Annotated in this window: 21 protein-coding genes; 11 read left to right on the forward strand and 10 right to left on the reverse strand. The window is 59.4% G+C overall.

Annotated elements, in window-relative coordinates; all coding sequences use genetic code 11:
- Nucleotides 1-102: 102 nt before the first annotated feature.
- The gene (locus tag FZF01_RS18250) at nt 103-1,968 is read right to left on the reverse strand and encodes a choice-of-anchor I family protein (protein WP_150279379.1); all 1,866 of its coding nucleotides are present in this window, start codon (nt 1,966-1,968) and stop codon (nt 103-105) included.
- Between the two features lie 94 nt (nt 1,969-2,062).
- On the opposite strand from FZF01_RS18250, the gene FZF01_RS18255 reads away from it, so the two are divergent.
- The 5 genes from FZF01_RS18255 to FZF01_RS18275 all read left to right on the forward strand — a co-directional run bounded on the left by FZF01_RS18255 (nt 2,063) and on the right by FZF01_RS18275 (nt 5,719).
- Nucleotides 2,063-2,683: a DNA-J related domain-containing protein gene (locus tag FZF01_RS18255; RefSeq protein WP_150279380.1), complete on the forward strand. Its 621-nt coding sequence runs from the start codon at nt 2,063-2,065 to the stop codon at nt 2,681-2,683.
- Between the two features lie 154 nt (nt 2,684-2,837).
- Complete coding sequence (locus tag FZF01_RS18260; protein WP_150279409.1) at nt 2,838-3,437, forward strand: Yip1 family protein; 600 nt, start codon at nt 2,838-2,840, stop codon at nt 3,435-3,437.
- A gap of 149 nt (nt 3,438-3,586) precedes the next feature.
- The gene (gene ttcA / locus FZF01_RS18265; protein WP_150279381.1) at nt 3,587-4,408 is read left to right on the forward strand and encodes a tRNA 2-thiocytidine(32) synthetase TtcA; all 822 of its coding nucleotides are present in this window, start codon (nt 3,587-3,589) and stop codon (nt 4,406-4,408) included.
- 29 nt (nt 4,409-4,437) lie between these two features.
- Nucleotides 4,438-5,109, forward strand: a complete 672-nt coding sequence (locus FZF01_RS18270; RefSeq protein WP_150279382.1) for a DNA-3-methyladenine glycosylase I — start codon at nt 4,438-4,440, stop codon at nt 5,107-5,109.
- Nucleotides 5,110-5,194: 85 nt separating this feature from the next.
- Nucleotides 5,195-5,719, forward strand: coding sequence for a C40 family peptidase (locus FZF01_RS18275; RefSeq protein ID WP_223825561.1), 525 nt, complete (start codon nt 5,195-5,197; stop codon nt 5,717-5,719).
- On the opposite strand, the gene FZF01_RS18280 is transcribed toward FZF01_RS18275, so the two are convergent.
- Both FZF01_RS18280 and FZF01_RS18285 read right to left on the reverse strand, forming a co-directional pair.
- Entirely contained in the window at nt 5,720-6,463 is a 744-nt protein-coding gene (locus FZF01_RS18280; protein ID WP_150279383.1) for a CPBP family intramembrane glutamic endopeptidase, read from the reverse strand.
- A 15-nt stretch (nt 6,464-6,478) separates the two neighbouring features.
- A complete protein-coding gene (locus FZF01_RS18285; RefSeq protein WP_150279384.1) occupies nt 6,479-7,558 on the reverse strand; it encodes a patatin-like phospholipase family protein in 1,080 nt (359 codons plus the stop codon).
- Nucleotides 7,559-7,667: 109 nt separating this feature from the next.
- On the opposite strand from FZF01_RS18285, the gene FZF01_RS18290 reads away from it, so the two are divergent.
- Genes FZF01_RS18290 through FZF01_RS18305 form a run of 4 tightly spaced genes read left to right on the forward strand, consistent with a single transcriptional unit; the run spans nt 7,668 to nt 10,333 of the window.
- Complete coding sequence (locus FZF01_RS18290) at nt 7,668-7,973, forward strand: PepSY domain-containing protein (RefSeq protein WP_150279385.1); 306 nt, start codon at nt 7,668-7,670, stop codon at nt 7,971-7,973.
- Nucleotides 7,966-8,310: a PepSY domain-containing protein gene (locus tag FZF01_RS18295; RefSeq protein ID WP_150279386.1), complete on the forward strand. Its 345-nt coding sequence runs from the start codon at nt 7,966-7,968 to the stop codon at nt 8,308-8,310. Before FZF01_RS18290 ends, FZF01_RS18295 begins: the two co-directional genes overlap by 8 nt.
- Entirely contained in the window at nt 8,310-8,999 is a 690-nt protein-coding gene (locus FZF01_RS18300; protein WP_150279387.1) for a response regulator transcription factor, read from the forward strand. Before FZF01_RS18295 ends, FZF01_RS18300 begins: the two co-directional genes overlap by 1 nt.
- Nucleotides 8,996-10,333, forward strand: a complete 1,338-nt coding sequence (locus FZF01_RS18305; protein ID WP_150279388.1) for an ATP-binding protein — start codon at nt 8,996-8,998, stop codon at nt 10,331-10,333. Before FZF01_RS18300 ends, FZF01_RS18305 begins: the two co-directional genes overlap by 4 nt.
- On the opposite strand, the gene FZF01_RS18310 is transcribed toward FZF01_RS18305, so the two are convergent.
- Complete coding sequence (locus FZF01_RS18310; protein ID WP_223825562.1) at nt 10,322-11,485, reverse strand: EAL domain-containing protein; 1,164 nt, start codon at nt 11,483-11,485, stop codon at nt 10,322-10,324. The two genes, FZF01_RS18305 and FZF01_RS18310, sit on opposite strands and share 12 nt — an antisense overlap.
- Nucleotides 11,486-11,878: 393 nt before the next feature.
- On the opposite strand from FZF01_RS18310, the gene FZF01_RS18315 reads away from it, so the two are divergent.
- Nucleotides 11,879-13,087: an ammonium transporter gene (locus FZF01_RS18315; RefSeq protein WP_150279390.1), complete on the forward strand. Its 1,209-nt coding sequence runs from the start codon at nt 11,879-11,881 to the stop codon at nt 13,085-13,087.
- A gap of 473 nt (nt 13,088-13,560) precedes the next feature.
- On the opposite strand, the gene FZF01_RS18320 is transcribed toward FZF01_RS18315, so the two are convergent.
- Both FZF01_RS18320 and FZF01_RS18325 read right to left on the reverse strand, forming a co-directional pair.
- Nucleotides 13,561-14,802 (reverse strand): OprD family porin, encoded by a 1,242-nt coding sequence (locus FZF01_RS18320; RefSeq protein WP_150279391.1) that lies wholly within the window; start codon nt 14,800-14,802, stop codon nt 13,561-13,563.
- Between the two features lie 269 nt (nt 14,803-15,071).
- The gene (locus tag FZF01_RS18325; RefSeq protein WP_150279392.1) at nt 15,072-15,668 is read right to left on the reverse strand and encodes an NADPH-dependent FMN reductase; all 597 of its coding nucleotides are present in this window, start codon (nt 15,666-15,668) and stop codon (nt 15,072-15,074) included.
- A 349-nt stretch (nt 15,669-16,017) separates the two neighbouring features.
- On the opposite strand from FZF01_RS18325, the gene FZF01_RS18330 reads away from it, so the two are divergent.
- Nucleotides 16,018-17,337, forward strand: a complete 1,320-nt coding sequence (locus FZF01_RS18330) for a Na+/H+ antiporter family protein (RefSeq protein WP_150279393.1) — start codon at nt 16,018-16,020, stop codon at nt 17,335-17,337.
- Nucleotides 17,338-17,535: 198 nt separating this feature from the next.
- Here the strand turns inward: FZF01_RS18330 and FZF01_RS18335 are convergent, their stop codons facing one another.
- From FZF01_RS18335 to atuD, 4 genes are all read right to left on the reverse strand, one after another.
- The gene (locus FZF01_RS18335) at nt 17,536-19,188 is read right to left on the reverse strand and encodes a methyl-accepting chemotaxis protein (protein ID WP_150279394.1); all 1,653 of its coding nucleotides are present in this window, start codon (nt 19,186-19,188) and stop codon (nt 17,536-17,538) included.
- 229 nt (nt 19,189-19,417) lie between these two features.
- Nucleotides 19,418-21,394 carry an acetyl/propionyl/methylcrotonyl-CoA carboxylase subunit alpha gene (locus FZF01_RS18340; RefSeq protein WP_150279395.1) on the reverse strand — a complete coding sequence of 659 codons (1,977 nt, stop codon included), beginning with the start codon at nt 21,392-21,394 and terminating at the stop codon, nt 19,418-19,420.
- 29 nt (nt 21,395-21,423) lie between these two features.
- The gene (locus tag FZF01_RS18345) at nt 21,424-22,218 is read right to left on the reverse strand and encodes an enoyl-CoA hydratase/isomerase family protein (protein ID WP_150279396.1); all 795 of its coding nucleotides are present in this window, start codon (nt 22,216-22,218) and stop codon (nt 21,424-21,426) included.
- A 3-nt stretch (nt 22,219-22,221) separates the two neighbouring features.
- Nucleotides 22,222-23,382, reverse strand: a complete 1,161-nt coding sequence (atuD, locus tag FZF01_RS18350; RefSeq protein WP_150279397.1) for a citronellyl-CoA dehydrogenase — start codon at nt 23,380-23,382, stop codon at nt 22,222-22,224.
- Nucleotide 23,383 lies beyond the last annotated feature (1 nt).

A 23,383-nucleotide genomic window follows, 5' to 3' on the forward strand; every position in this document is an offset into this window, starting at 1 on the left:
AATGACTAGAGGGGTGTGCGCGGGAATGACGAGGGGGGTGTGGTTGGGTGTGGTGTAAAAATGGAAACCCGTCGGGTGACGGGTTTCCTTTTTTGACTTACTTCAATCCACAGTCTGGTCGATCTGGTACACGGTGGTGGTGCCGCTGACTTCGTGACCTACGATCAGTAGCGCTTCGCCGTTGGGTGAGTCTTCGGCGGAGACGAATACCAGGCCTTCTGGGCCCAGGTCGCCGGCGGCGGCCAGGTTGGTTTCTGGCTCCAGCAGGAAGTTTTCGCGGGTGTTGTAGTAGTCCACGAAGATCGGCGCTGCGGGGTCGGTTATGTCATAGACCATGATGCCGCCCATGCGCTCCAGACCGATGAAGGCAAAGGTCTTCTCGCCCAGGGTGCCCAGTACAACACCTTCCGGCTCGGGGCCCTTGGCGTCGCTGCGGCTGTCGATGGAGTCGCCTTCGTCATGACCGGTGTTGAAGAAATCCTTGCAGGGAATGGAGCGGTCGTTGGCGGCGCGGCACTCTTCACCGGCCAGATACTGCTCGAACTGATCGGCTGAGTCCCATACCAGCTCGCCATCTTCATCCCAGATGGAGAAGGAGCGGGCGCCGTAGGAGTACAGCTTGTCGTACATGAGCAGCGTGCCTGCATCGTTCTGGGTGCCGGTCGCGTCGTACATCAGCGGATCGCCGTTGGCGTCGCGCTTGTAGCCGTCCACCCAGGTGATGTTCAGGCGGCCCAGCTCTTCATCACTGCGGCAGTCGCCAGGATCAACAGCGGTGGCGCCGCAATAGGCGAACACTGCTGGGTCAAGCAGGGCGCCTGTGCCCAGGGCACGCAGTTGCGGTGGCAGGTCATCGCCCAGACGACGGTCAAAACCGCTGGCGTGAACCAGGTGCTTGACGCGGAATTCTTCAACAAAGCCCTTGGTTGCGTCACCGTCCCAGTAGGCCTGATCATCTTCGCCCCAGGCACGTGCATCGCCTTCGTTGGCGGTGACGATGTAGGTCTGACCGTTCACGTTGTAGCTGCTGATGCTGTCAGGGTGGTAGATGCCGAAAACGCCGGGGCGGGTGCGTATTGCTACTACACCGTCGTCGTCACTGGCGTCGATACCGTTGCCCGCAGCGCCGTAGTTCTTGAAGCCCAGGGGCAGAATGTCGGTGATGGTGGCAGTGGCGATGTCCAGCTTGGCCAAGGCATTGTTTTCCTGCAGGGCAATCCAGGCGGTCTGGCTGTCTTCGGATACGGTGATGTACTCCGGCTCCAGATCCTGGGACACGCTGGCGCCGGGACCATAAATACGGACTCCTGCGGCGCGCAGTGCATCGGCCTGGGCATCAAATGTGGTAAAGCCGGCAGTGCTGACCTGCGCCAGGCCCTGGTCGTCCAGGGTTATGACGCTGATCGAGCCAACCGGATCGACACTGTAATCGTCATTGGGCTCGCCCTCGTTGGCGACCAGCAGATACTTGCCGTCCGGGGTGAAGGTCAGCATGTCGGGCTGTGCGCCGACCGGTACTGAGCCTAGGAGCTCCAGGGTGGTGGCATCAAATAACGCGACAAATCCGGGGTCGGTCTTGGTGGCTGCCTCAATTGCTACAGCCAGAAAACCTTCGCGATAGGCAATGCTGTTGACCACTGCGCCCTGTGCGACGCTTTCAACGGTGAGGGTATCTGTCAGCGTGGGGTTGGCTGCGTCGGATGTATCCAGCACGTCAACGGCACCCTTGCGCGCGTTGACCACAAAGATCTGCCGATTGACCGGATCGAAGGCCGGGATTTCTGCGGCGCTCACGTCGAACTCGCCCGACTCGTAGCGGCCCAGCAGGCTCAGCGCTACGCTGTCCGGGGTCACGGCGGCGGGCGGCGTTTCGGGTGCTGCGGCCTGATCGTCATCGCTATCGGAGTTGCAGGCTGCCAGGCTGGCAACCATCGCGGCGGCGCCGGCGGTCATTATCCATCTGTTCATTGTAAGGTGTTCCCTGAAAATTGACGGTGAGTCAGTAATACGCCAATCAGATGACAGACAGGTTGCAATACGTGGTGTTTGCTAGACTGGCCCCATGAACCGACCCAACCCCGATGATCTGCTTCCAGCAGACTTTGATCGTTTTGTGCTTTCCTGCCTGGCTGATGCGCCGGGTGGGATTGACGAGTTTTCGCTGATCAAGGTGCTCGCCGCGCATTTTCCCGATACGCTTTTTGCCGAGCCGGGTGCGCTACGCGATCCCCTGACGCTTTTTCAGACGCATTTTCTGTTGTTTCATGCCCTCTACAGGCTTTCTGACAGACTGACTGAGCAGGGGCTGGAGCTGCAGGTGCATGCATTGAGTATCCGCATGTTGCCCCGTGGGCAGGTAGCAGAGCAGCGCACGCTGTTGCGCGAGGCTGATCCGCTGCGCAGTTACTATCTGGATTGGGAGCAGTGGCTGACCACCCAGGGTGAGGATGTGGAGCGCTTACTCAAGGGCTTCAGCCAGGGTGGCGCGGGAGTAAGTCGGCAGGAAGTCAGCGCCGCACTGGAGGTTTTCGAACTTCGGGAGCCTGTTGATGCGCGGCGGATCAAACAGCGTTACAGGGAGCTAATGAGTCAGCATCATCCTGACAGGGGCGGCAGTACTGATCGGGTTCAGGACGTCAATCAGGCATTGCTAATACTCCAACGCTATTACGGCAAGCCCTGAAGTCGCTAATCACTCTAAGCAGAAAGCGTACTTGGAATGTGTTTTTGACTATAGTCAAGTACAAGGGAATGCGACAAAGCGTCGCGCCCGTACACCCGTTGCCGGCCGTCAGGTCAGGACCACGGGAATGAATAAAAATTCTGGAGACCAGACCATGATCCACCACGTAGTTGGGCTATTTACCCATCCCGACCAGGAATGGCGCGAAATCAAGGGTGAAGAAGAATCCATCGGCCATATGTATCTCACCCATGTACTTCTGCTTGCCGCCATACCTGCGATTTCCGCTTATATTGGTACCACTCAGACCGGCTGGGCCATCGGTAGTGCTGATGCGGTGCGGTTGACCACCACCAGCGCGCTGCAGATGACCGTTCTGTCGTACCTGGCCATGCTTGTAGGTGTGGCCGTAATGGGCGCCTTCATTCACTGGATGGCGCGTACCTATGACTCCAGTCCGTCGCTATCCGATTGCGTCGTCTTCGCTGCCTACACTGCTACGCCTCTGTTCCTGGCCGGTATTGCTGCACTTTATCCAAGTCTGTGGCTGGGGATGTTGGTGGGTACTGCGGCAGTCTGCTACACCGTTTACCTGCTTTATCAGGGCATACCGATCTTCATGGGCATTTCCAGTGAAGAGGGCTTCATGTTTTCCAGTTCCATTCTTGCCGTGGGCCTGGTTGTACTGGTCGCCATGATGGCAACGTCAGTCATTTTCTGGGGTATGGGAGTGGGTCCGGTTTACCTGCGCTAATCCGCAAGCGCGCTAGCCAGGCTTCATCTGGAGCGCGCTTTGCATTCGGGCATTGCCCCTTGTCGGCCAACTGGCCGGCAGGGGGTTTTGTTTTTTCAGGATGCAGTTTGCGGTTACCATAGCGATTTTTCGCATCCGGACTTTCCACCATGAGCCTGAGTGTCAGCCAGAACAAGTTGCAGAAGCGCCTGCGTCGACTTACCGCCGAAGCGGTCACCGAATACGCGATGATAGAGGACGGCGACAAGGTCATGGTCTGCCTTTCAGGAGGAAAAGACAGCTACACGCTGCTGGACATGCTTTTGCACCTGCAACGTGTTGCGCCGATTCGCTTCGAGCTGGTTGCGGTGAATCTTGACCAGAAGCAGCCAGGGTTCCCGGAGGAGGTACTGCCGGCGTATCTGAAAGAGCTTGGTGTTGCCTACCATATCCTCGAACGCGATACCTATTCGATCGTCATGGAGAAAGTGCCGGAGGGCAAGACTACCTGCTCTTTGTGCTCACGCCTGCGTCGCGGCAATCTGTATACCTTTGCCGACGAGATCGGTGCCAATCGCCTGGCGTTGGGGCACCACCGTGATGACATTGTTGAAACCTTCTTTCTGAACATGTTCCATGGCGGCAGCCTCAAGGCGATGCCGCCCAAGCTATTGTCCGATGACGGCCGCAATGTGGTGATACGTCCGCTGGCATTCTGCAGCGAAAAAGACATTGCCGCCTACGCCCGTTTGCAGGACTTTCCGATCATTCCCTGCAATTTGTGCGGTTCCCAGGAGAACCTGCAGCGCAAGGTGATCAAGGAAATGCTGCAGGGCTGGGAGCGCGAGAATCCCGGCCGCATCGAAAGCATTTTCCGCTCCCTGCGCCATGTGCATCCTTCGCAGTTGGCTGATGGCCAGCTGTTCGATTTTGCCAGCCTGAAGATCGATGAACAGGCCACGCCGCGTTTTCTCAATGTGATGAACCTTTGAACGCCTAAACCCATTGTGTGGAGCCTTCAGTGCAACCCTATAGACAGCTCGAAGAATACTGCCTGAACCGGTTCGGTTCGCGGACTGCGCTGGAAGCCAATCTGCCGACACCGCGTGATGCCAAGACCCTGCGCGGTATTGCCGATGACCGCTATCTGTCGACGTTGGCGTTGAGGGTGTTTCGTGCGGGGCTCAAGCACAGCCTGGTGGATGCCAAGTGGCCGGCTTTCGAGCAGGCTTTTTTCGGCTTCGACCCGGACAAGGTAGTGCTGATGGGTGGCGAGCACATTGAACGTCTGATGCAGGACAAGCGATTGATTCGCCACCTGGGCAAATTGCGCAGTGTGCCGCGCAATGCGCAGATGGTCATCGACATGCGCACTGAGTACGGCAGCATGGGCAAACTCATAGCAGACTGGCCAGTGACCGATATTACCGGTCTGTGGCGTCTGCTGCAGCGCCAGGGGAACCAGCTTGGCGGTCTGTCCTCCCCGCGATTTTTGCGCATGATGGGCAAGGATAGCTTCGTGGTTACCGGTGATGTGGCTGCTGCGCTCAAGGCCCGTGGGGTAGTTGACAAGTCGCCGACCAGTCAGCGGGACCTGGCGGCAACACAGGCTTTTTTCAATCAATTGCATGCCGATAGCGGCCGCCCGATGTGCCAGCTTTCCATGATGCTGGCCTACACCGTTAATCACTGAAAGCACCGTCATGCTTGACCTGAGGGCCAACCGCGGGCACTGTTGCGCAATACAGACACTCTAAAGATTCTCACGAGACTGACGCATGCCCTTGAAATTCCTGATCATTCCATGCCTGCTGGCAACCCTCGTCGGGTGTGCCGGCACCCCTGATCAGACCGATGCGGGCTTTGCCGGGATGAATTCCGGTACACAGTCGCTGATAGATTCGGGTACCGCCAGTCCGGTTTCGCCCACCAATAATGAAGTCATCTTCCGCGCCTTCAGTCTGATCGGCACCCCCTATCGCTGGGGCGGCAGCTCACCGGCCACCGGTTTCGACTGCAGCGGTCTGATCAACTACGTGTACCGTGAGGCAGCTGGCGTCAGTTTGCCGCGCACCACAGCGGGTCTGACTGCACTGAAGGACAAGGCACCTGCCCAGGATCTGATTCCCGGTGATCTGGTGCTGTTTGCCATGAGCGGCCGAAGTGTCGATCACGCCGGTATCTACGTGGGCGAGGGGCGTTTTCTGCATGCGCCCAGCAGTGGCGGCAAGGTGCGCATCGATGAATTGCAGGCCAGCTACTGGCAGCGCACCTTCAAGGGCGCGCGGCGCGTATTGCGCTGATCACCCGAGGGCGACCATCAGCAGGGTAAGTCCGTTATAGGCGGCGTGGGCTACCACGCACAGCCAGAGTTGATCGTATTTCCAGCGCAGCCACCCCAGGCCCGCGCCCAGCAGCGCAATAACCACCACGCCACCGGCACTGTAGAAACTGTGCAGTATCGCGAATATCAGCGTGCTGGCCGGCAGTGCCACCCATAGGCCGGGGCGTGTGCGTTGCAAGGCCTTGAATAACCAGCCCCGGAAGATCACTTCCTCAGCCAGCGGGACCCAGAGTATCGCCAGACCCAGGGCGCCCAGCAGTCGCCAGGCCTCGAGATCGAGCAAGGGTGTCAGTGCCTGCGGCTGCGCGGGATCACGGGGCAGCAGGTCCGGCGGCGTCAGCCTGAAATCCAGCCAGTCGGCCAGTGGATTAGCGATCAAGACCATGATGGCGGCCAGCAGAAGCGCCGGAATCAGGCCGGCCGGGCTGAATCCGCGACCCACCAGCCAAGTCAGTGACGCCCGTTGTTGCAGTAGCCAGGCGATTCCTAGGCTGCCGAGCATCAATAAAGCGCTGAACAGGGCGTCGAGCAGCAGAAACTGGGTATCGATGTGCAGATAATGCCCCAGGCGTTGCATGATCTGACCCGCGCCCCAGTGGCTGATGGCAGCCAGGCCTGCGTAAGCGATGGCCAGGCGCAGCAGGATCAGCGCATCGTCCAGGGCATGACGGCTCGGCGCTGGTAGCGCAATAAGCTGGCGCATCAGCGCAGGGGGCCGCTAGAGCGGTTGCAGGCGGTCAATCAGACGTCCTGATTCGGTTAGCTCGAGAAACTCATCACCGAGACGTTCGCTCTCGGCCATTGCCTTGCGCCAGTAGGCTTCCCGCTCTACATCTCTGCCCACAAAGCGTGTGAAATCCTTGCGGTCCGGCAGCTTGCCGTAGGGCAGGCTGGCGAGATAGTCCCGCGAGGGGGCGAGGAGCAGCACGCTTTTCAATTGCTGCAGATCACCCCTTCGCCAGGGCAGGGTCTTGTCGAACCAGCCCGGTACCACCCGATCGACAAAGTGCGGATAGAGCACCACGCCGGGTGCCTGATAGGGCAGGTCGAGATGATAGTCGAGCAGGCCGCCGTCGCGGTACACACCCTCGCTGGCGCCGGGGATGTCGCGCACGGCCTCCATCACCATGGGAATCGAACCGGAGGCAAGCAGGGCTGGGCGCAGGTTTTCCGCGGTAAGGCTGATATGGCTGCTGACAAAATCACTGAAGTCGGCGAGCGGTGGGCGCTGGCGTGGGTCATGCAGGATGACCCGCTCAAAAAACCGCTTCAGATGCCTTCTGCTCAGAAGGTTGGCGCCAATCACCCCTCCCAGGCCGAGGCCCAGACGGGAGCGGGTGTCGTGGCGCATCAGGCCAAGGCTTTTCACCACTACGATATTCAGCTGATACAGCGGGTTGGCGAGAATGCTCTCGGCCTGCTCGCCGAGCAGATCATCAAGCATGATGGCGCAACAGCGGCTGATTTCGCTGACGGTGATGCCCTTGGGAAAGCGCTGAGAGGTATACAGCTCGCCCAGATTGCGCAGCCCGGCCACCGGGTCCGGCAGGCAGGCACTGGCGAAGCGCCAGCTGCCAATCGAGGCCCCGATCAGGCTGCGTGGCTGCTGCGCCCGTGGTAGCCAGTCGCCAAACAGCGCAATGTCCAGACCCTGAATGCCTAACGCCTTGGGCCCGCCAGCCGCACCGGGGATCATGTGTACGTCGGCCGGCTGCAGCCCGTTTTCACGGATATGCTCGAGGGCCTGGCTGCCGGCGCGCAAAGTCAGCGCGGGCCTGGGTATGTGAATTGCGGTCATGCAGTGTCCTTACCGGCAAGCCATTCTATGCGGCTTGGTGCCTTTTTAAGTTTGGCTTCAGTTTGGTGTTCTAGGATACAAGCGTACTCAAACAACGGAGACTTTAAACATGAAAAAACTTGTTGCCCTTACCTGTACTACGATTCTTACCCTTGGCACTGCCAGTGCCTTCGCCGATGATGTGCGTATCGATGAAGCCCAGGCTCTTGTCAGCAAGGGTACCATTCAGTCCTTCGAGAAGCTGAATGAAGCAGCGCTTGCGGCGCGTGCCGGTACCATCACGGGCACGGAGCTGGAAGAAACTGCCGGCAAATATGTGTACGAAGTCGAAATTCGTGATGCCCAGGGCGTTGAGTGGGATATTGACATAGATGCGAGCAATGCCGAAGTGCTCAAGATTGACCAGGATGACTGAATCTCGTTGGTCGGGAGGGAAAGCCGCCTTGCGCGGCTTTCTGCGTTGGTCCCCGATAATCGTCATGCTGGCTTTCACCTCCGGGCTGCAGGCCGGACGTGATATTGATCAGGATGAGGCGCTCCGGCTGGTGGAACAGGAGGTTGTTCTGCCATTGCAACGCTTTATCGATGATGCGCAGGAACGTTTTCCCGGGCGCCTGCTGGAAGTCGAGCTGGAATGGGATGACGGCCGATATGTTTATGAGCTGGAAATAGTCACGCGCAGCGGCATCGTACTGGAGCTGGAATATGATGCGGTCACCGGCAAGTTGCTTGATGTGGAAGAGGACGATTGATGCGCGTGTTGCTGGTGGAGGATTCTGTGGCCCTGGCAGACAGCCTGTGTACGGTGCTCAAGCAGGCGGGCTTCGCCGTCGACTGGCGCGCAGACGGGCGAGATGCGTTGCTGCTGGGGGAGCAGGAACCCTACGATCTTTGCGTACTGGATCTGGGCCTGCCGGGTATGGATGGGCTTGAGGTGTTACGCCGCTGGCGGGCCGCACGGATCAGTTTGCCGGTATTGGTGCTGACTGCGCGGAGCAATTGGAGCGAGCGGGTCGAGGGGCTGCGCGCTGGCGCAGATGACTACCTTACCAAGCCTTTCAACCCCGAGGAGCTGGTGTTGCGCGCGCAGAACCTGCTGCGGCGCAGCCACGGCCATGAGCCCGGTGCCGTAATCCAGGCCAGGGGGCTGGCCCTGGACGAGACGCGCCAGGAAGTCACCTTTATCCATGCCGCCGCACCGGCGGGGTCTGTGTCGATAGAGCTCTCCGCTACGCAATTCAAGCTACTGCGCTACTTCATGCTGCACGCCGGCCAGGTATTATCCAAGGGCCGGCTGGCCGAGCATCTCTACGAATACGAGAGTGAGCGTGATTCCAACGTGATCGAGGTGCAGATCAACCACCTGCGCAGCAAACTGGGCCGCGAGGTTATTGTTACGCGCCGTGGGCAGGGCTATATCTTTGTCGGATTGCAGCCTTGAGCAGTATCGGCCGCCAACTCGGTCTGGGGCTGGTCGCCATTCTTCTGTTGACTGTGGTGCTGGTCGGGCAGGGCAGTGTCTGGTTGTTCGACCAGGCACTGCGGGACTATCTGGCGCGTTCACTGCAGGTTGAAACCGATAGCCTGCTGGCGGCGATCACTCCGGGGCCGGAGGGTCTGTATCTTGATCGCGCGCGGGTCGATCCTGACTACGACCGGCCCTATTCGGGGCGCTATTTCGTTATTGATGCTGGTGAACGCTGGCGCTCACGCTCGCTCTGGGATGCGCGGCTGCCGCTGGATGCGGACGGTCTGCACAATACGCTGGTGGCCGGTCCGGATGATCAGCAATTGCTGGTCTGGTCGGGGCGCTACGAAGTCAGCGGCCAGGCGGTTGATATCAGTGTGGCCACCGATTATCTGCCGCTGCTGCGGGCTTTTGACCAGGCGCGTTGGGCTATATGGGCTCTGGGTCTGCTCACCATAGGTGTGGCGTTGCTGGTGCAGCGCTGGGTGCTGAATCGGGCGTTTCAGCCACTGCGCCGCATCCGCAGGGAGTTGGCCGAGTGGCATGTGGGCAAGCGTCTGGAGTTGGGGTCGGATGTGCCGGAGGAGCTGGAGCCGCTGGTCAGCGAGATCAATCACCTGGGCCGCCAGATAGAGCAGATAATTCAGCGCTCGCGGGGCGGCCAGGCAGATCTTGGACACGCCCTGAAAACCCCCTTGGCGGTTGCCACTGCGCTTTTGCAGCAGGCAACCGCGGACCCTGGGAGCGACACGCTTGCGGGCATTGGTGTACAGCTGACAGCCATCCGCAACCAGATGGATCGAGCTCTTCAGCGCGCGCGCCTGGCGCCCGAAAGCCAGGCAAGCCAGCGTTTCAGTGCTGCGGAGGACCTGCCCTGGCTACTGGATTCGCTGCGCAGCATTCACGGCAATGACCTGCAGCTGGAAACGCGGCTCGGAGAGGCCGCGCAGGCAGAGTGGCCCTTTGAGCGAGAGGATATGCTCGAGCTGCTGGGCAACCTGCTGGACAATGCCTGCAAATGGGCGAGACGCACTGTGGTACTGAGCGCGGATATGAACTCTGAGGGGTTGGTCTTGCGCATTGCCGACGACGGTCCGGGTGTGGCGGAGCATGAGCGTTCTGCCATCCTGCGCCGCGGTCACAGACTGGACCAGAGCGCAGAAGGCGACGGCATCGGCCTGGCCATCGTCACCGATCTGGTTGAGGTCTATCAGGGCCGCCTGGAACTGCAGGAATCGTCCCTGGGCGGCCTTGAGGTCGATGTGTTACTGCCTGTTACGCGGCGCCAGCAGCGTTCAGATGCGTGAGGTATCGATATCCACAAGCAGCAGGTGCCGGCTGTCGTCGATGAACAGACCCGAGGTGATGCAATACTGATTGCTGGTCGCATCTCGGTAGCGGCTGGACAGAATAATGCGACTGCCCTGACCGGCTTCGGAGAGTATCTGGTAGAAATAGGGGCGCCAGGACCAGTTGTGATCCAGAAACCGAGCATCAGGCTGCCAGCGTTTCTCGGTCCATTCATAGTTCGGCGATATCTGGGTGCCATGTGCATCGCAAAGAAAGCAGCGCAGCAGCCAGGGATATTGTGCGGGTGAGGGCAGATCTGCCGGGTCTCCACCCTTGGCCAACCATTGCACGAGCTCGGCGAACAGGTTGCCCAGGGTGCCACGCAGCTCGGCGAGTTTTTCCCGCTCGGCCAGTTTGCTGCGGGCGTAATCGTCACGCATACGCGCGAACTCGGCCTGCACTGCGTCAGCAGGCAGGAAGTTCTCTGCGGGGCGTGCGAACAGGTATCCCTGCACATAACGTGCGCCGCATTCCAGGGCAAAATGCAGTTCCTGCTCTGTCTCCACGCCTTCGGCAATAATCCAGCAGCCGCTTTTCTCGGCCATCAATGCCAGGGCTTTGACAAAATCGCCGCTGTTGCCCTTGCCGCTGGCTGCGCGGCGAAACAATTGTATGTCCAGTTTCAGAATGTCCGGCTCCAGGGCCAGCACTCGATCCAGCATGGAGGAGCCTGCACCAAAGTCGTCAATCGCGATGCGAATGCCGGCTTCCCGGTAGCGTCTTACGGCGTCGCTCAGATCCTGGATATTGCCCTGCAGTTCGGTTATCTCGAACACGACCTGTTCGGGCGGCAGACCAATCTCCTTGAGCAGCTCCAGACTGGGCAGTGGCTCGCCGGGTACCAGCTGGCTGACCCATAGAGGAGAGATGTTGACGCTGATAAACCCGGCCGGGTTGTCGCGGAAGGCCTCGAATGCCTGACGTCGAATGGTGCGATCCAGTTCCAGCAGGTCTACGGGATCAACGCTGGGATCGGTAAACAGCGGACCTGCGCTCACTATCTGCCCCTGGTCATCCTTGAGTCGGGCCAGTGCTTCGTACCCGGCTATTCGCCCGGTGGCGGTATCGATCAGTGGCTGAAAGAAAGGCAGTGGTTGACCATTGAACACAGGAAACTCCATTAACAGGGATAAGCGGCAACCCAGTATGCAAGATTATAGCCAGAGACTGGTTTTGCTGCTGGGCAGGTGATATTTCCGGTTGTGCCGGCCCCTTTTTGGGCACGTCTGTTGTTGCTGAAAGGTGCATTCTACTGCGTTCTGGTACGTCAATTGCACTGCTGTGGTGAGCCCGGGCACGGGTTTCGCACTCCATTGGTGCCGAAGTGCCAGAGCCCGGACTTACACCCTTTTCAACTAACTGAATAAAAAGAGAAAAATGCAGCAGATAGAAATTTCGCCAGATCGCCTTGTTTTGAACTCGTGTGCAATTTGCACCAATGATGATCATTTCATGTGTTCTGTGCGTTTATCTGGTGCGTTTCTCGAAAAGAGGCTCAGATAATGGAAAACCTGCACAGCGCGGTGGAAACACTGATGCACGGCGCAAACACGATGTTTCTTCTGATGGGTGCGGTCATGGTTCTGGCCATGCATGCCGGCTTCGCGTTTCTGGAAGTGGGTACGGTACGGCAGAAGAATCAGGTAAACGCGTTATCCAAGATTATCAGCGACTTCGCGATTTCGGGTATTGCCTATTTCTTTATAGGCTATTGGATCGCTTACGGTGTGACTTTCTTCCACGGTGCCGAGGCACTCACGGAGCAGAATGGTTACTCGTTGGTGAAGTTTTTCTTTCTGATGACTTTTGCTGCGGCTATCCCGGCGATCATTTCTGGCGGTATCGCCGAGCGTGCCCGCTTTGCTCCGCAACTCGTGGCTTCGCTGTTGATTGTTGGCCTGATCTACCCTTTCTTCGAGGGTCTGGTCTGGAACGGCAACTACGGTGTGCAAGACTGGATGGAGGGGGCTTTTGGCGCGCCTTTCCATGATTTTGCCGGTTCAGTTGTAGTGCATGCGGTGGGTGGCTGGCTGGCGTTGGGCGCTGTGCTGATGCTGGGTGCACGCCGTGGTCGTTATCGCGATGGCCATGTGATTGCGATGCCGCCATCGAACATTCCGTTCCTGGCCCTGGGCGCCTGGATTCTGACCATTGGGTGGTTCGGTTTCAACGTGATGTCGGCCCAGACGCTGGATGGCATAAGTGGTCTGGTGGCGGTCAATTCCTTGATGGCGATGGTTGGCGGTACGTTGGCGGCGCTGGCGGTGGGTCGTTTTGACCCGGGCTTTTTGCACAACGGTCCTCTGGCCGGTCTGGTTGCGGTCTGTGCGGGCTCCGATCTGATGCACCCGATTGGTGCTCTTGCTACTGGTGCGGTTGCCGGTGGTTTATTTGTGTGGGCATTTATTCTGACCCAAAATCATCTGAAGATTGACGATGTGTTGGGTGTATGGCCTCTGCACGGTCTATGTGGGGTCTGGGGTGGTATTGCGGCGGGCATTTTTGGTGCGCAGGCGCTGGGCGGTCTGGGTGGTGTCAGTCTGATGTCGCAGGTTGTCGGTTCTCTGGCAGGTGCTGTTTTTGCTCTGGCTGGTGGTGTGCTGGTTTACGGTGTGATCAAGGCGATCACGGGTATTCGGCTGAGTGAGGAGGACGAGTTCATGGGTGCTGACTTGGCTATTCACAAGATTGGGGCTACTGCGGAAGACTGATCTGTTTTATAGCCTGTGTATGGGTGCCGATGATCGTGCCTGATTTCAAACCCGGTCCTGGTAGTGGGTGCATGGGTGCCGGTGGCGGTTGACCTATGCCCGACACGCTACAAGCCGTCCCTGGAAGCTCGACGTTGCACATCCCTGTGCGCCGACGGTCGTGCATAGGTCAACCGCCGCCGACACCCGGATGGCGTGGAGTACGCTGCAGTAAAAAGAGTTCTTGGATGCGCTCAATTGCTCAAGCACTCTCATTCAGGCGGCACGGAGTTTGTTTGTCGATTTTGACCTGGCCCGTTCCAGGACCGTCAGAGCACAGGGATGTGCGATGACGAGCCCCAGGGATGGCTAGTAGCGTGTCCTGGAACGGGGCAGGTCGGAATCGGCACCACACCGATCCAATGCCAAGCAACCAACCAGGACAAACAAAAAGCCCGAACATCAGCTCGGGCTCCACCAATACGATCAACCAATTACATCAAAGGAATGGTGTAATTCACGATCAGGCGGTTTTCGTCGATGTCGCCTGCCACGTCGGAACGGACCATCGCGTTACGCCATTGCAGGGCTACGTTCTTGAAGGGGCCGGACTGGATGGTGTAGACGAAGTCGATGTCGCGCTCCCACTCTTCGCCAGTCCCGGCTGCACCCAGGTCGATGTTGTCGCCACTGACGTAGCGCACCAGGCCTTTGAGGCCGGGGATGCCGTAGGCTGCAAAATCCAGGTCGTAACGGGCCTGCCAGGACTTTTCGTCGGCCCGGGCGAAGTCCAGGATCTGGATGTAGTTGGCGATGTAGGGGTTGTTTTCGGCCAGGTAGGGGAAGGCCGTGTCGCCGTCGCTGTGCTGATAGCCCAGGCGGAATGTGTGTGGGCCGGTGCCTGCTGAGAGGAGCAGGGATTTCATGTTGTGATCGATGTTCAGTGGCTGATTGCCGCTGTCACTGGTGTCGAAATAGGCCAGGTTGGCGCCAAGCTTCCAGTCACCGACTGTGAGGCCCTGGAGTACGTTGATCATGTTCTGTTCGTATACGTCATCCAGCTCGCCACGCCACAGGCCCAGGGAGGTATCGCTCTGGGTGAACTTGTAGGTGCCGCCGATGAAGTTGAACTGGTCGGAGGTGCCGCCTACGGTTGCGCCGATATCTTCACGGTTGGTACTGCCGCGGTAATTGACCTCACGCAGCTGACCCAGTTGCACGTTCAGGTTGTCTATTTCGTCGATGCTCAGTGCGCCGCCGGTATAGGTTTGCGGTAACAGGCGAATGTCGCTGGCCTGGGCGATCGGGATGGCGGGCACCAGATTGCCAAGGCGTAGTACGGTATTGGAGATTTTGGCCTTGGCCGTAGCTGAAGCATGGCCGTAGCTGTCGGGGCCTTCATCGCCGAAGGCGTTGGGCAGCAAGCCGGTGCCTGCTGTGTCGTCTTCAGAGTAGAGCTTTACGCCGGTGGCGGCGTATACGTCCAGACCGAAACCCACTGCGCCGGGGGTGTATCCCGAAGCTGCGCGGAAGATGAAGCCCTGCGCCCACTCTTCAGCCTTGGACCGGCCGCCTGGGGGAGTGGAGCGAAAATCGCGGTTGAAGTAGAAGTTGCGCAGTTGCAGGGACGCCGTGGCATCGTCGGTGAAGCCAGCAGCATTTGCGGTGCCGGCCAGTGGCGCAATAAGGGCAAGGGCCACAGCTGCGGCCAGGGTGTTGGTTTTCACATGCGTCATTATTATTCTCCTGGTGTGATCATTTGCAGGCCGGTGCTTGCCGGGCGCGGATCAAATAAAGCACTTAAGCAGGAGGGACTCTGTAAGACATTCGTCGAACTGTCATATGACGGACATGTTCGAGGGAGTTGGCGCTTTTCAGCGGGATGGTAAAAGGCTTGATCTTGACGCCTCGGCCATGCGCAGGCGGCAATCCGGTGACCCGGCTAGCGGCCATTAGACCTTAGTAAGGGGTGGCCCGTTCGTGGGTCGCACGGACCTGATGCGGGTTACATACCGTTGGCGAAGTCGGCATTGGTCATATCTATCTCGCCGCGCACGGGCTTCAGGGCCTGGGCGTAGCGCAGCAGAATATCCAGGTTGTATTGCATGCGATCGCGTATCTTGCGGTCGTCTTCCGAGACTGGCTCGGGCATGTTCATGACCTTTTCCACGTTACGCACTATCAGGTGCTCGGGTATGTAGCACAAACGGCAATTCTTGTAGCTGGAGGCGCGCAGTTCGCTGATCGGATAAGCGCCGCCTATGCCTGCCGAGATACCGCCGAGCATGGCCGGTTTGTGTGCCAATTGGGCCTTGGTCGCGAACAGAAAGAAGTTCTTGATCGCCGGGCAGGCCATGCCGTGCCACTCGGGGGCGAGGATCACCAGGGCGTCGGCCTTGGACAGTTGCTTCTCGAACATGCCCCAGGGGCCTTCGTCCTCCGCAGGCCACATTGGCAGGGGATAGGATCCCAGGTCTATGACCGATACGGCGGCCGCATCGAGTCCGTGCTGGTTGATCAGACTTTGGCGCATGAAGCGCGCGACCTTGGATGTCTGACTGTTACTGCGGCTGCTGCCGGCGACGATGGCGATGTTGAGCATGGGGCCTCTCCTTGATTGCATGTGCCAGCATGCTAACCGTCGGCCGCGCGGACCAACAGCGCAAAATCGTAAACGCAAGCTGCAAGCTGCAAGCTGCAAAGAGCAGCCTCAAGCTTCAAGCCGCAAGCGTAAAGCTAAACCCAGATGAAGTGCGGGGATGTGTACCTGGAACTACGTCTGGGAATAACGGTGGCGCTGCAGTGCGCACGTCCAGCTTGCAGCTTGCGGCTTGAAGCTTGTAGCTGCAGTTCTGGCTTGCGGCCTGCGGCGCTATGCGGCAGAGTACGCGGCCTTTGGCAGGCCGGTCTGGCTTGTTTGACACCTTTTGGTTCGACTGGGGAGTTTGACAATGAATGCAGTAGTGGCCGCTGTGGCGGTGATGCTGATCCTGAGCTTGTGCCGTGTACACGTGGTGGTGGCGCTGATTATCGGGGCTGTGGTGGGTGGTCTGCTTGGTGGTTTGGGTCTGGAGGCGACTCTGGATGCATTTCAGGGTGGGCTGGGCAAGGGCGCGAATGTTGCCCTGAGCTATGCCTTGCTGGGTGCCTTCGCCGTGGCGATCGCCAAGTCGGGTCTGGCCCATGCGCTTGCGGATCGGGCGCTGGGGCTGGTCAACAGCCGGCGTGAGGGTGGCACGGGGATGCTGACAATGATGTTGTTGCTGGTGTTGTTGGCCGTGGCCATCTCGTCACAAAACATACTGCCCATACACATCGCCTTTATTCCGCTACTGGTGCCGCCACTACTGTATGTGATGGCGAAGCTGCGGTTGGATCGCCGTCTGGTGGCCTGCGTACTGACCTTCGGTCTGATCACGCCCTACATGTTTTTACCGGTCGGTTTTGGCGGCATTTTCCTCAATGACATTCTGCTGGCCAATGTGGCTGAAAGTGGTGGCGACGTCGAGGGCGTCAATGTCATGAAGGCCATGGCTCTGCCGGCCCTGGGTATGCTGTTGGGCCTGCTGTTTGCGATCTTCGTCAGTTACCGTGCCCCGCGCGATTACGACGTGGAGGAGGTCGCAGCAGTTGAGCGTCTGGAGAAGGGGTATAACGGGCGGTCGCTGCTGGTCGCCCTGGCCGCTGTAGTCGCGGCCTTCGTGGTGCAGCTGTGGCTGGACTCGATGATCATTGGTGCGCTGACCGGTTTCGTGATTTTCTCGCTTTCGGGTGTGGTGCGCTGGCGGGAAGCGGACGACGTATTCACCGAAGGCATGAAGATGATGGCGATGATCGGCTTTATCATGATCGCCGCCGCCGGCTTTGCCGAAGTGATGCGCGCAACAGGCTCGATTCAGACCCTGGTCGACAGTTCGGCGGGAATGATCGGTGACAACCGTGCCCTGGCTGCGTTATTGATGTTGCTGGTTGGGCTGCTGATCACCATGGGTATTGGCTCGTCGTTCTCGACTATTCCGATCATTGCTGCCATCTACGTACCCCTGGCACTGCAACTGGGTTTCAGCCCGCTGGCAATCGTTGCGCTGGTAGGCACCGCTGCCGCATTGGGCGATGCCGGCTCACCAGCCTCGGATTCCACCCTGGGTCCCACCGCAGGCCTCAACGTGGACGGCCAACACAACCATATCTGGGATACGGTGGTCCCGACCTTCCTCCACTACAACCTGCCGCTGATCGCCTTTGGGTGGTTGGGGGTGATGGTTTTGTAGACACGTAGCTGCAAGCCGCAAGCTACAAGCTACAAGCTACAAGCTAAACCCTACTTGGAATGGAGTCTCTGTACTGACGACTGCGTCTCAGAAAGACGCAGTCCGTACAGTACGCATGGACAGCTTGCCGCTTGTAGCTTGTAGCTTGAGGCTGCCCTTTTCAGCTTGTAGCTTGCAGCTTGAGGCTTGCCGCTGCCCTTATACCCTAAAGCGCGCTACCAGTCCGTCGATCTGTTTGCCAAGTTGAGTGAGGTGTTCGCTGGCTTGGGCGGTTTGTTGGGCGCCGTCGGTGGTTTCGCGGGCCAGTTCCGCGGCTTCGGTGACGCTGCGGTTGACGTCTTCCACGACTGTGGATTGCTGAGTGGTGGCGCTGGCGATGGAGGCGTTCAGGGCTACCATTTGCTGCATCGACTCGGTGATCTGGTCAAGGGCTGCGCCTGCGGCTGTGGCCTGCTGCACGCTGAGCTCCGAGTAGCGGTCACTCTCGTTGATCACCTCCACCACGGTCTGAGTGTTGGTCTGCAGCTTGTTGATCATATTGTGAATTTCTTCGGTGGACTTCTGGGTGCGTTGCGCCAGATTACGCACCTCGTCGGCTACCACGGCAAAACCGCGGCCCATTTCCCCGGCGCGGGCTGCCTCGATTGCGGCGTTCAGGGCCAGCAGATTGGTCTGCTCGGCGATATTGCGTATCACATCGAGTACCGAGGTGATTTCATGGGCATCGCTGGAGAGGCTTTCCATGTGCGTGACGGCGGTCTTTACGCTGTCTGACAGGTGGGTGATCTGCTCGATGGTCCTGGTGACCTGAACACGGCCATTGTTGGCGCCCTCGTTGGCGTTTTCGACTTCCTGGGCTGCCGCGTTGGCGTTTTGCGCCACGTCCTGCACGCCGTAGGTAATCTCATTGACCGCTGTGGCCATCAATTCCATTTTCTCGGATTGTTGAGTCATGCCGCGCAGGCTGTTGTTGCTTATCTGGCTCAGCTGTTGGCCAGCGCTGGTCAACTGGTTGGCGCTGTCACCCAGCTGGTGAACTATGCCGCGCAGGTTTGCGGTGAAGTTGTTGAAGTGGCTGGCGATCAGAGACAGCTCGTCCTGGGCGTTGTCGTCCAGCTTGCGCGTCAGGTCGGCTTCGCCGCTGGCGATATCGCGCATGGCTTCAACCACACTGTTCAAAGGTCGGGAAATGCTGCGGCCGATGATATACAGAATGAGGACCATGAGCAGGGTGAGGAGGGTCACGAAGATCATTACCTTGACGGCCTCGGCGATGAACTTGGCTTCCATGTCGGCAATAAAGATGCCTGTGCCGATCATGTAATCCCAGGGCTCGAAGTGCGTGAAGGCGGCGATTTTCTGGTGCGCTTCACCTTCACCCGGGTTCTGTCCAGGGCGTGACCAGCTATATTCGATAAAGGCGGTACCCTGGTCGCGCGCCAGTTTGACCATTTCGGTAATGACGTTGGGGCGGCCGTCGCTATTGGTAATGGTGGTCAGGTCTACACCCTCGGTCTGGGGCGCCATGGGGTGCATGACCATGACGTTGTCCATGTCGTTGACCCAGAAGTACTCGGTGCCGCCGCCGTAGCGCATGGTACGCAGTGCTTCGAGTGCAGCGGTACGGGCCTGCTCGCCGGTAAGTTCGCCGGAGACTTCGCGGGAGTGGTAGTAGCCCATCAGGGTATGGGCAGACTCGACCAGGTGGGTTGCCTTGGTAACTTCGGCCTGTTTGTACTCCGACCGCAGAGTGGCCAGAGCGGCCACAGCGAGTACCGTCATGCTGACCAGTGCGACTATCAGGATTAACCAGATACGCTGGCTGATTTTTATTTTGCGCAATACGTTCATCTACAACCTCTCCCCCGGGACCGTTACCAGCCAGGCGCACAATGGCATCTGGTGGCCAGACACATCTTTTTATTTTATCGACCAACGCCCAGAAAACCTGAGTGTTATTTTGTTGGCAGTCATGATGTCAATTTGACGTTATTCGCCGTCAGATACAATAGCGCTACAGGTAAATAACCCGTTCATATCAACATGTATTGGCAAAACCCCAGTGGTGGTTTGTGGCCGCTCAGTTGAACTCGACCAACAGTTGCCGCGCTTTAACCTGCTGGCCTTCGCTGGCGAGTAGCTGGCTTATGGTGCCGTTTATCTGGGCCTTGAGTGTGTGCTCCATTTTCATTGCTTCCATGCGCAGCAAAGCCTGGCCCTTGCTGACCTGTTCGCCCACCTTTGCCATGACTTCGGTAACGGCCCCATCCATGGGTGCCAGCAGCCGGTTTGATGTGACGTCGGCAGCAGCTGCCGGTGGCCGGTGGGATACATCCTCTAACTGCAGATTGCCCTGCTCACAGTAAAGGGCTATCCGCTTACCGTTGATCAGGCAGGGGCGGCGATAACGAATGCCATCCAATTCGCACACCATGACCGAACCTGTCTGCTCGATTATCCGCAGATGCAGGCAGCGGCCTGAGACGCTGATATTCAGGCTGCCGGCAACCTCGCCTGAGCAGGTGGATATCTGAACGGCATGTACCTCGCCGTCATTGAGCAGCAGGAAACGGCTGGGGATGGGTGCGGTGTTACTCCAGCCCTGTAATGCGGGCGGCAGCTTGCAGCGCCTGGCAGAGGCCTGATAAAGAAGCGCTGCCGCCATCGCCAGATCCTCGGCGGCCACGGGCTGGGGCGTCAGGCTGGGATCGCTGTGAAATTGCTCGGTTATGAAAGCGGTGCTGGTGTGACCCGCCGCAAATTGCGGGTGGGCCAGCAGATTGATCAGAAACCGCTGATTGGCATTCACGCCCAGCAGCACCGAGTGTTCCAGTGCGTTGATCAGGCGAGTGCGCGCTTGTTCGCGGGTAGTGCCATGGGCAATGATCTTGGCCAGCATGGGGTCGTAAAAAGCGGTTATTGCCTGACCCTCGCGCAGACCGTGGTCGATGCGTACTCCTTCGATATTCGCTGGCTGCCAGAGGTCGACGCGTCCGGTCTGGGGCACGAAATCCCGGCGGCTGTCTTCGGCGTACAGGCGTACCTCGATGGCGTGGCCCTGCAGTGCTATCTGCTCCTGGCGCAGAGGGAGCGGCAGGCCTGAGGCGACCTCGAGTTGCCAGGCTACCAGATCCAGCCCGGTGACCAGTTCAGTGACTGGGTGCTCGACCTGCAGGCGCGTGTTCATTTCCAGAAAGTAGTAGTTGCCGTCGGCATCCAGCATGAACTCCACGGTGCCTGCGCCACTGTAGTTGACACTGGCGGCGGCCTTGACCGCTTCTGCGCCCATTGCGGCGCGCAGTTCGGGCGTCACGACCGGGCAGGGTGCTTCCTCGATAACCTTCTGATGGCGGCGCTGCACCGAGCAGTCCCGCTCGCCCAGGTGCACGAGGTTGCCGTGGTTGTCACCGAAGATCTGGATTTCCACGTGCCTTGGGCGGATTAACGCCCGTTCCAGTATCAGCTCGGCGCTGCCGAAAGCGCTTTGGGCTTCTGCCCGCGCGCTGCGTAGCTGGCCAGACAGTTGCGCCGGGTCCTGCACCAGGCGCATGCCGCGCCCACCCCCGCCGGCACTGGCCTTGATCATCAGGGGAAAGCCGATTGCCGCAGCTTCCCGCGTCAGGGTTGCATCATCCTGGGCACTGCCCTGATAACCGGGAATGCAGGGTACGCCAGCTTCGAGCATGGCCAGCTTGGATTGGCGTTTGCTGCCCATCAGGCGGATGGCCTCGGGGGACGGGCCGATAAAGATCAGCCCGGCATCCATGCAGGCCTGGGCGAAATCGGCGTTCTCTGACAGGAATCCGTAGCCTGGGTGAATAGCTTCAGCGCCGCTGCGCTGCGCCGCTTCAATGATTGCCGGTATGTTCAGGTACGACTGCGCCGCCGGTGCCGGCCCTATGCAGACGGCCTGGTCGGCGATCTGCACATGGCGGCTGTCGGCGTCGGCCTGAGAATAGACCGCCACGGTGCGGTAACCCAGGGCGCTGGCTGTGCGCATGATGCGGCAGGCAATTTCACCTCGGTTGGCGATCAGCAAGGTTGTAATGCGTGGCATGGGTGTAGGTCCTTTTAGGGGGCAGCTGGTTATGGAGCCCAGCCCGGTTTGCGTTTCTGTACAAACGCCAGCGTGCCTTCCGCTGCTTCCTTGCCGGTTACCGCTTCGGCAAACAGGTCGGCGGCCTGATCCAGGACGTCTTCGAGGGGCTGCTCACTGCTGGCCAGAAGCAGTGCCTTGGTGCGCCTGTTGGCTTGCGGCGCACAGCGCAGAACCTGCCCGATGCTGGAGGCCAGCCTCTGCTCCAACGCCGGGACGTCCGGTTCGCTGAAGTGCACCAGCCCGAGGTGCAGGGCTTCGATTCCGTCAAAACGCGCTGCAGTCAGGGCCAGCCGGCGGGTATGAGTCAGTCCGATACGGCGGACCACGAAGGGGGCTATCTGGGCGGGTATGACCCCGAGACTGGTTTCCGGCAGGCCAAAGCGGCAGTTGGCCAGGCAGATGCCGATATCCGAGACCGAGGCCAGCCCCAGGCCGCCGCCGAGTACCGCACCTTCCAGCACGCTGATCAGCACCTGCGGCTGGGCTGCGGCTTCTTCAAGCAAACGGCCGAAGCTGCGATTGATACGTGCCTGGCCGGCCTGGTCGTCCCGGCGGGCAGTGGCCATGTCCTTGATGTCGCCCCCGGCGCAGAAATGCCCGCCGGCGCCACGCAGTACTATCGCGCGCAGGCTCCGATCCTTGCCTGCTGCAGCGAGGAGGGCGCGCAGCTCCTCGAGCATGATCAGATTCATGGCATTACGGCTTTCGGGCCGGTTCAGCGTGATGTGCAGTACGTCATCGTTACGCTCGAGCAGCAGGGTGGTGGCGTCTGGCAGTTTCATGGGTCAGCCCTTGCTTTTGCCGGGCAGGGTGCCCATGAGCTTGCAGATAATACCGAGCATGATTTCGTCGGCGCCGCCGCCGATAGACACCAGGCGCACGTCCCGGTAGGCGCGGGCGACGGGGTTGTCCCACATATAGCCCATGCCACCCCAGTATTGCAGACAGGCATCGGTCACTTCGCGGCCCAGGCGGCCGGCCTTGAGCTTGGCCATCGAGGCCAGTTTGGTCACATCCTTGCCCGCGACATACTGCTCGGTGGCGTTGTAAACCAATGCGCGAAGACACTCGATCTCGGTCTGCAGTTCGGCCAGGCGGAAGTGGATGACCTGATTGTTGATCAGTGGCTGGCCGAAGGTCTGGCGCTCGCGGCAGTACTCGATGGTGTTGTTCACGCAGGACTCCAGCCCCTTGAGAATGTTGGCCGCGCCGAACAGGCGTTCCTCCTGGAATTGCACCATCTGCATCATGAAACCGGCACCTTCCTGGCCAAGCAGGTTGCGCTGGGGTACGCGCACGTCATCGAAGAACACCTGGGCGGTTTCCGAGCTGCGCATGCCGAGTTTGTCCAGATGGGTACTCAGGGTGATGCCGGGCGTGTTCATTGGCACCATGATCAGCGACTTGTTGCTGTGCGGCTTGCCCTCGGAGGTATTGGCCAGCAGGCAGATAAAGTCCGCCGAAGGCGAGTTGGTGATCCACATCTTGCTGCCGTTGATCACGTAGTCATCGCCGTCCTTGCGCGCGTTGGTCTTGATGCTGGCTACATCCGAGCCGCCGCCGACTTCAGAAACGCCGATGCAGCCGACCATTTCGCCGGAAATGGCCGGACGCAGAAACTCTTCACGTAGTGAATCCGAGCCAAAGCGCGCCAGGGCAGGGGTGCACATGTCGGTCTGTACGCCGATGGCCATGGGTATGCCCCCGCAGTTGATGGTGCCGAACTCCTCTGCGGCGACCACCGAGAAGCTGTAGTCCAGACCCATGCCGCCATAGGCTTCGGGTTTGGATATGCCCAGCAGGCCCAGGTCACCGGCCTTGCGGAAGATGTCGTGAATCGGAAAATGCCCGGCTTCCTCCCACTCATCCACATTGGGATTGATTTCCTTGTCGATGAATTGGCGGACGGTGCGGCGCAGCGCTTCGTGTTCCTGGGTCAGCAACATG

The sequence above is a fragment of the Halopseudomonas salina genome (genome assembly GCF_008641105.1).

Bases quoted from the DNA above. Each gene is read 5' to 3' on its own strand.
- FZF01_RS18320 (WP_150279391.1), bottom strand. From the start codon at position 14,802: ATGACGCATGTGAAAACCAACACCCTGGCCGCAGCTGTGGCCCTTGCC.
- FZF01_RS18335 (WP_150279394.1), bottom strand. From the start codon at position 19,188: ATGAACGTATTGCGCAAAATAAAAATCAGCCAGCGTATCTGGTTAATC.
- FZF01_RS18300 (WP_150279387.1), top strand. From the start codon at position 8,310: ATGCGCGTGTTGCTGGTGGAGGATTCTGTGGCCCTGGCAGACAGCCTG.
- FZF01_RS18275 (WP_223825561.1), top strand. From the start codon at position 5,195: ATGCCCTTGAAATTCCTGATCATTCCATGCCTGCTGGCAACCCTCGTC.
- FZF01_RS18285 (WP_150279384.1), bottom strand. From the start codon at position 7,558: ATGACCGCAATTCACATACCCAGGCCCGCGCTGACTTTGCGCGCCGGC.
- FZF01_RS18290 (WP_150279385.1), top strand. From the start codon at position 7,668: ATGAAAAAACTTGTTGCCCTTACCTGTACTACGATTCTTACCCTTGGC.
- FZF01_RS18340 (WP_150279395.1), bottom strand. From the start codon at position 21,394: ATGCCACGCATTACAACCTTGCTGATCGCCAACCGAGGTGAAATTGCC.
- FZF01_RS18330 (WP_150279393.1), top strand. From the start codon at position 16,018: ATGAATGCAGTAGTGGCCGCTGTGGCGGTGATGCTGATCCTGAGCTTG.
- FZF01_RS18260 (WP_150279409.1), top strand. From the start codon at position 2,838: ATGATCCACCACGTAGTTGGGCTATTTACCCATCCCGACCAGGAATGG.
- FZF01_RS18250 (WP_150279379.1), bottom strand. From the start codon at position 1,968: ATGAACAGATGGATAATGACCGCCGGCGCCGCCGCGATGGTTGCCAGC.
- FZF01_RS18345 (WP_150279396.1), bottom strand. From the start codon at position 22,218: ATGAAACTGCCAGACGCCACCACCCTGCTGCTCGAGCGTAACGATGAC.
- FZF01_RS18315 (WP_150279390.1), top strand. From the start codon at position 11,879: ATGGAAAACCTGCACAGCGCGGTGGAAACACTGATGCACGGCGCAAAC.
- FZF01_RS18325 (WP_150279392.1), bottom strand. From the start codon at position 15,668: ATGCTCAACATCGCCATCGTCGCCGGCAGCAGCCGCAGTAACAGTCAG.
- atuD (WP_150279397.1), bottom strand. From the start codon at position 23,382: ATGTTGCTGACCCAGGAACACGAAGCGCTGCGCCGCACCGTCCGCCAA.
- ttcA (WP_150279381.1), top strand. From the start codon at position 3,587: ATGAGCCTGAGTGTCAGCCAGAACAAGTTGCAGAAGCGCCTGCGTCGA.
- FZF01_RS18255 (WP_150279380.1), top strand. From the start codon at position 2,063: ATGAACCGACCCAACCCCGATGATCTGCTTCCAGCAGACTTTGATCGT.
- FZF01_RS18295 (WP_150279386.1), top strand. From the start codon at position 7,966: ATGACTGAATCTCGTTGGTCGGGAGGGAAAGCCGCCTTGCGCGGCTTT.
- FZF01_RS18280 (WP_150279383.1), bottom strand. From the start codon at position 6,463: ATGCGCCAGCTTATTGCGCTACCAGCGCCGAGCCGTCATGCCCTGGAC.